Origin of the sequence: Fibrobacter sp. UWH1 (assembly GCF_002210365.1) — a bacterium.
In the GTDB taxonomy this organism is placed as follows: domain Bacteria; phylum Fibrobacterota; class Fibrobacteria; order Fibrobacterales; family Fibrobacteraceae; genus Fibrobacter.
Genome location: NZ_MWQG01000070.1, coordinates 1 through 6,745, shown reverse-complemented (window position 1 = coordinate 6,745; position 6,745 = coordinate 1). Strand labels below are relative to the sequence as shown.

7 protein-coding genes and 1 tRNA gene are annotated in these 6,745 nt (G+C 53.0%); 2 read left to right on the top strand and 6 right to left on the bottom strand.

What is annotated here, in order from left to right:
* Nucleotides 1-169 precede the first annotated feature (169 nt).
* Nucleotides 170-242, bottom strand: a tRNA-Cys gene (locus B7992_RS15820).
* 83 nt (nucleotides 243-325) lie between these two features.
* On the opposite strand from B7992_RS15820, the gene B7992_RS15815 reads away from it, so the two are divergent.
* The gene (locus B7992_RS15815) at nucleotides 326-859 is read left to right on the top strand and encodes a lysophospholipid acyltransferase family protein (protein WP_254917746.1); all 534 of its coding nucleotides are present in this window, start codon (nucleotides 326-328) and stop codon (nucleotides 857-859) included.
* A gap of 34 nt (nucleotides 860-893) precedes the next feature.
* A complete protein-coding gene (locus tag B7992_RS15810; protein WP_249269459.1) occupies nucleotides 894-1,532 on the top strand; it encodes a PolC-type DNA polymerase III in 639 nt (212 codons plus the stop codon).
* Nucleotides 1,533-1,813: 281 nt separating this feature from the next.
* Here B7992_RS15810 and rpmB read toward each other — a convergent pair whose 3' ends face one another.
* From rpmB to B7992_RS15785, 5 genes are all read right to left on the bottom strand, one after another.
* Nucleotides 1,814-2,035: a 50S ribosomal protein L28 gene (gene rpmB, locus B7992_RS15805; RefSeq protein ID WP_073158872.1), complete on the bottom strand. Its 222-nt coding sequence runs from the start codon at nucleotides 2,033-2,035 to the stop codon at nucleotides 1,814-1,816.
* Nucleotides 2,036-2,114: 79 nt separating this feature from the next.
* Nucleotides 2,115-3,047: a 4-hydroxy-3-methylbut-2-enyl diphosphate reductase gene (gene ispH / locus B7992_RS15800; RefSeq protein ID WP_088666776.1), complete on the bottom strand. Its 933-nt coding sequence runs from the start codon at nucleotides 3,045-3,047 to the stop codon at nucleotides 2,115-2,117.
* A gap of 12 nt (nucleotides 3,048-3,059) precedes the next feature.
* A complete protein-coding gene (locus B7992_RS15795; RefSeq protein ID WP_088666775.1) occupies nucleotides 3,060-4,298 on the bottom strand; it encodes a 3-deoxy-D-manno-octulosonic acid transferase in 1,239 nt (412 codons plus the stop codon).
* Between the two features lie 4 nt (nucleotides 4,299-4,302).
* Nucleotides 4,303-4,947, bottom strand: coding sequence for an isoprenylcysteine carboxylmethyltransferase family protein (locus B7992_RS15790; protein ID WP_073285314.1), 645 nt, complete (start codon nucleotides 4,945-4,947; stop codon nucleotides 4,303-4,305).
* A complete protein-coding gene (locus B7992_RS15785; protein ID WP_254917745.1) occupies nucleotides 4,944-6,578 on the bottom strand; it encodes an ATP-binding cassette domain-containing protein in 1,635 nt (544 codons plus the stop codon). Before B7992_RS15785 ends, B7992_RS15790 begins: the two co-directional genes overlap by 4 nt.
* Nucleotides 6,579-6,745: the final 167 nt, after the last annotated feature.

The following is a 6,745-nucleotide window of genomic DNA, read 5'->3' as shown; positions in this document are numbered from 1 at the left end:
TTAGAGTATATTTCTAGGCAAGTTAAACAAATTTACTTGGCGACTTAAATTCGCCCATTCCTTTTTAAAGTCTGCGGTTCTACACCTGACGTCCATCCCTATATTTTTATATCAATAGTTTTTATATAAAAAAAGACCTCTCTTCCGAGAGATCTTTCTTTACTTTTAGAGGCAACGATCAGACTCGAACTGATGAATAAGAGTTTTGCAGACTCGCCCCTTACCAACTTGGGTACGTCGCCAAAGTGAACCACAATATAGATAAAAAAACAAAACCTTTCAAGGGGTATTCTCTAATTTTTTTGATTTTTTTATTTTTTGCGCCATGAACAAAGCCACCCTGAAAGTCCGCGCCGCGTCATGGCTAGCCGCCCTGTGGATCCGCAGCCTCCGCATCCGTCTGCGAACCCCAGCAGATTTCGGCCCTGGCGTTCTGGGACTCTGGCACCAGGATTTGCTCGCCAGCACCGCCGCTTTCAAGGATCGGGGCGTTCACGTTTTGGTCTCCCAATCCGACGACGGGGCTTTCTTCGCCGAAACCGCACGACGTCTCGGCTACAAAGTCACCCGAGGCTCCGACACCCGAGGCGCCACCAACGTGCGGCACCTATTGGATTCCATGAAACAGGGCGGCTTCACCGGCATGGCATTGGACGGCCCCAAAGGCCCCGCCCACAAGGTCAAGTCCGGCTCCATCTGGCTCTCTAAGGCTAGCGGCACCCCTCTTTGGCATATTCAACCCCATTACGGGGCTCATTTTATGTTAAAAACATGGGATAATTTCATCCTCCCGCTGCCGTTGTCATCAATTGACATCGAAATTAAGTATCTTTGTACCGAAAATAATCCGACCAAGTAATTTTTAAAGGAAAATAGGTAAAAAAGTGATTTTAATGCCGCCTAAATTTGTTGCGTTTGACTTGGAAACAACTGGCCTTAACAACCAGAAAGATGAAATTATCGAAATCGGTGCCGTAAAGTTCACGGTCACGGTAGAAAAGGGACGCGTCGTCCCCAAGCTGGAAAAGGAATTCGAGACTTTCGTCAAGCCCAACATGCTGATTCCCGCCGAAGCTTCCAACGTGAACCACATTTACGACAAGGACGTCCAGGACGCCCCGGCCGTCGGCGAAGCCATCAAGAAGTTCACCGCCTTCTGCGGACAGTCTTCCATCCTTATCGCCCATAACGCAAACTTCGACGCCAGCTTCCTCCGCGTGGCTTACCAGAAGAACCCCCAGATTATTCCGGGCAACCCCATCGTCGATAGCTTGGCCATCTCCAAGGCAATCCTCCCCGAAAGCCCCTCCCACAAGTTGGGCATTCTGGCCGCCGGTTTCCAGCGCCGCGACGAAATCAACATGAAGATCGAGTCCGACAAGATGCACCGCGCCGTTTACGACTGCCTGATGCTCATGGAAGTCTTCGTGGCCCTGCTCCGCCGCCGTTTCAAGGAAAAGGACTGGGAAATGGCCACCATCCTGAAGAACATCGAAAAGTACAAGGGCGTACCCCAGTTCCTGAACAAGTAGGGAACTAGCAAAGCAGTCCGCCTTACGGGCAACTAGGCTGACTTTAAAAAAGAAGCTGGATAGTCGAACTATCCAGCTTCTTTTTCACAATATCCACAAGCAGGCTCGAAAACAACAACCCTGCGGAGCCCTTGATCTATAAGGGATGAACGCCGGCACCAGGTCCGACATTCAATTCTATCAACAGATTGCTAACAATCGTCTAAATACAGAAAAGACCACCTAACAGATTATTCATCCATTAGGCGGACTTAAAAGTCTAAACTCTACAAGAAATAGAATTAGATGCCGAGTTCGCGAGCAACAGCCAGGATACCGCGCTTATTGATAGTGCGGAGACCAGCGTTGGAAACGCGGAGAGAAACCCAGCGGTCTTCTTCAGCAATGTAGAAACGCTTGGTCTGAAGGTTCGGCAGCTGCTTCATCAACTTCTTGCGGTTAGAGTGGGAAACCATGTTGCCCACGAGACCGGCTTTGCCGGTAACTTCACAAATGCGGCTCATAAAAAACTCCGTTGTTTATAACAGAAGCCAATTGTAGAAAATAATTGGGATTCCGTCAAGGTTAATTTTATCATCTTCGTTAATCTTGTAGCGCCTTAGGCAAGTTGAATTTGGTAGATTCCACCAATTTCACGAAATTCTCGATTTCGACGCCACTAAATTTTTCCTTAATCCAGTCCACCACTTCCTGAACCAGCACTTCGGGAGCGCTGGCACCGCTGGAAATACCCACAGATTCAACGCCATCGAACCATTCCAGCTCCAGGTCGTTTACAGAGGCAATCAGATGGCTCCTGATTCCCTGTTCCAAACCCAGTTCCATCAGACGGCTGGAATTGGAGGAATTCTTGGCGCCAACCACCAAAAGCATATCTACTTTCTGGCACAGGTCAAGCACAGCGGCCTGACGATTGCCGGTCGCATAGCAGAGGTCACCAGCGTCCGGGCCGATAATTTCCGGGAAACGGGTCTTGAGGGCCTTGATAATTTCGCGGGTTTCGGCAACAGACAGGGTCGTCTGGGTAATGTAGGCCAATTCCTTATTTTCGGGAACATCCACCGTCGCCACGTCAGCCTCGTTACGGACCAGCGTAATGGCACCTTCCGGCAGCTGCCCCAAAGTACCGATCACTTCGGCATGACCCGCATGACCGATCATGATAATATGACGGCCTGCAGAGAAATGACGCTTGGCACTCAGGTGGACCTTGAGAACCAGAGGGCACGTGGCATCCAGCACCTGAAGTCCACGCTTTTCGGCATCGGCGTAAATTTCTTCGGCAACACCATGGGCAGAAAAGATCACCACGGAACCTGCCGGCACTTCATCCAGCTCATCTACAAAAACAACACCCTTGGACTTGAGGGTATCCACCACGAACTTGTTGTGCACGATTTCGTGACGCACATAGATAGGCGTACCAAATTTTTCAATAGCCTTTTCCACCACATGGATGGCGCGGTCAACGCCGGCGCAGAAGCCTCTGGGAGTTGCGAGAATCACTTTTTTCATGATGCAGGTTCCTTATACGGTCGCCAAAAGGAACTTCAGCAACCGTTCATAAGAATTTAGAATTTTTTCCCGTTCCTCTTGAAGACAGGCCTGAGCAACTGCGGGGTCAAGAGCAACATTCCACCAATCCGAGCCCACATCCCCCGCACAAGAAATCCGGGCCACCACGCCACGGGACACCAAATCAGAAACAGCCTCTTCCGCGCCTTTTGAAAACGGACCTACAAAAGTTTTGACACCCTCTCTCAGCGGTTCCCAAAAATCATGAATACCAGGATTCGCCACGAACGAGCCGCCCACCACGGCCACCCCACATGACCGGAGGATTTCAGGAACTAGGCCGAATCGGTTCACGATGGTGACGGAACCTTTCTGGACCGCAGGCCAATCAAGCGCTATCTTTTTTTGGGAAAGGAGGAATTCGCGGAAAAGTTCCGCTTCTTCGAGACGTCGGGGAGCGAGAACAACAGACTTACCTGCAGACGCCGCAGCAGAAACCAGTGCACCGAAAGCGGCAAGTTCTTCCTTATGAAAAGAAACCAAGGCGACGTCAATTAAGGGATTGTCTTTTGGAGCCGCAAATTCACCAGCAGACGATTTCGGGGCGGTTACGTCGCGGGTCCAGTCCAGCAATTTCCAGTTTCCACCGTCAGATTGCAGAGTCACAAAGCCAAGGTCATCGAGGCTCACACCGGGCGCCAGCTTACGGACCCGCCCAGAAACAAGAGCCACCGCCGGCTTTTTGCAATGGCGGTTCATCGCCTCCACATAGCCAGGCCACAGTTCGTTTTCGCCAAGCACAAGAGCCGCTGGATTCACTTCCTTCAAGAATCGCTCCAGGGTATCGGGCAAATCTGCAGGCGACATGGCGACACGACAAACACCTGCAGCCTTATTCCGCAAAGTTTCTAGTGCCTCCGCCTTTTGAGTCGTCAGCAAAATCTCAGGGCATTCACCGTCACAGGAAGGCCAGTCCGCCTTCAGGGCTCGAGCCACCGAAAGCAACATCTTGCACTCTCCGAGACTCGCTCCGTGAAGCCAAAGACGTTTTGAAATTTTCGGACGTTCGTACTGCGAGCCGCTCGTTGGCGAAGCCAGGTCCTTCGGACTTTCGCACCAGGGGCCGTCCAACCGCTCCCGCAATTTGTACTTGCGGTCTAACGCAGGAACACAGGTGCCCCCGCGGGCAACCAGGCGCAGACAAACTCGGGCAAACCACAAAGCAATTCGGGCCGTCAAGGAAAACTTCATCCGACTATCCCAGGAACTTGCGTCCAACAACGACCGCAATCATCACCAGCAGCCAGAGCCACGTAGACGTGTCCGCCTTAAAGGCCGCCGCAAAAGAACGACGGGCAGGGGACTTCGCGGAACGTTCAGCCGAACCCGTTGCGGAACCTTCGCGAGCAGTCGCAGGCTGTCCGCCAACTGAAGGGCCCACACCCGAACCACTTAACCGCGGGAAAAAGGCAGGCGTCTCTGCGGCCCAGGTTCGCCATTCTTCGCCGAACCGATTTTCCAGGTAGCGGTCTTCCATCCGCGATAACAAATATTCAAAAGCAAAAAGTGCCACCACAAAAGCCAAGGCCACCAGGGCGAATCCAAAATGCAACACCACGAAAGCGTAACCGACCCCGGCGTTAGACAAGTACAGCGGGTGGCGAATGCGGGAGTACACGCCTTCCGTTACAAGTCGGTCCGCATCGTGAGAAAATCCGCGGGTATGTTCCCCGATGATGCGGCGGGCCTGCACACGCAAGAGCACGAAGGCAATCAAGCAAAGGGTTGGCAGCGGCAACATATCAAACCAATCGTCCGATATGGGCATTCCCGGCAAGGCCAGCATGGTTCCCGCCATGGCCCCAAGAATCCAGCCGCGATAGGCATAAAGAATTTTCATCGTTCCCCCGCGCCATCAAAGTTCACGATACTGAAGCGGCCTTCCATTTCGGGAGAAAGTACGTCGTGACTTACGATCACTACCCACTTGTCAAGAGCGGCAGCCGCCTGCAGGAACGCAGCCAACAACGGCTCCCGATCCGCCAAGGCGATGGACGCAAAAGGTTCATCCAGAAGGACCGTATCGCAGTCCGAAGCGAGAGCCCACAGCAAGGCCACGCGGGAACGCTCGCCGCCTGAAAGCCCCTGCTTTTCTACCAGCGGAAGGATCCCGAAATTTTCCGCGAAAGCGAAAAGTTCGCGGCAGCCCGCAACGCTAAACCCACAACCCGCAGCGGTTGCAGACGAACCTTCCGCAGCGGCGACCCCAACAGAGCCCGCGGCCCCCTGCTTCAAACTTTCCAAAATTCCGCGGAGCAAGCGTCGGGGAGGCAACTCCAAATCCTGAGCCACAAAAAATACGGCATTTGCGGCAACCGGCAACGACGAACAAATCCCGTCTGCGGCACCTTCAGCATCCCAGCTTTCCAGGCCCGCAAGCAACCGCAAGAGCGTCGACTTCCCTATCCCATTTTTTCCACGGACAAGAACCGGCTTCGAACGGGACCATTCCAGATTCAAGCCCGCAAAAACCGGACGTTCCGAACCAGCGTACTTAAACGAACCATTCTTCACGAACAGCCCGTCAGGGCTATAACCATTTGCGGAACCCGCACCACGTCCACCAAAATCAGAACTCCTGATTTCGGCCTTTTCAAATTCTTCCAGGATTTTCAAGGCGCTTACCGCAGACCGGAATTGGGGCAGCACCCGGGCGCATTCCTTTACAGGCTTGTAACTGAGCAAGACCGCCGAGCAGAACAGCACCAAACCGGAGCCATTCATCCACCCGCAGCGAATCAGCACCGCGCAAAAACCCAGGACCAGGACCATGGCCACCACCGACACCGATTCCGCCACCAGCGAAAGTCCATTTTTCCGCAGGCCCGCAGCCAGTCCGTCATTTCGCAAATGGCGGTTCTGCTGCAAAAGTTCGTCAGACAAAAGCGTACGCTCCCGGCGGGAACTCCACTGCAAAAAGAGGCGGCGGGCAAGAGTCAGGTCGCCCCGGAACCGCGAACGGTCGCGAAGCAGATTTTCCTCCACAGGCCCAAGCTTATGAAGTTTCCGCTGAAGGGCGCCCACCACCGGAACCACCACCGCGAAAAGGAACAAGGTCAGCGGCCAGGAAATGTACAGCAACACCGGCAAGAACACCGCCAGCTGCAACACCGCCTGAGCCCCCTGAAAAAGAACCGCCCCATTATTCTGAAGAACCAGCGTCGACTCATAAGCGGATTCCACCAAGAGGTTTCCGGCAGAGGTATGGAAATTCCGCGGATGGAGCAAGCGCAAACGGTGAAGGAACCAGCCCATGATACGAGCGCCCGCCGCAAAAACCCAGCTCTCGGAAACTCGGATTTTCAAGGTCAGGAATATCAGGCGTAAAAAAGTCAGACCCAACATCAGGCCCACCCATCCATAAAGGGGCATGGGGCCCTCCCCCGAGAGGATATCCATAAAGGCACGGATCCCCCAGAGGACGGCAGCGTCGGCACCGCTGGCAAGCAAGGCCACCGGCAAAAACTTCAAAATACCCCTAAAAAGAGACTTTTTTAACCAATTTTTCAAAAACACAGAGAAAAATTAACTTTTTTTGCCTTACACCCTTTACAAGATTAAAAATCTAACCTATATTTGGCCTACCTAAACGCCTCCATCGTCTAGTGGCCCAGGACTCGGGATTTTCATTCCCGCAA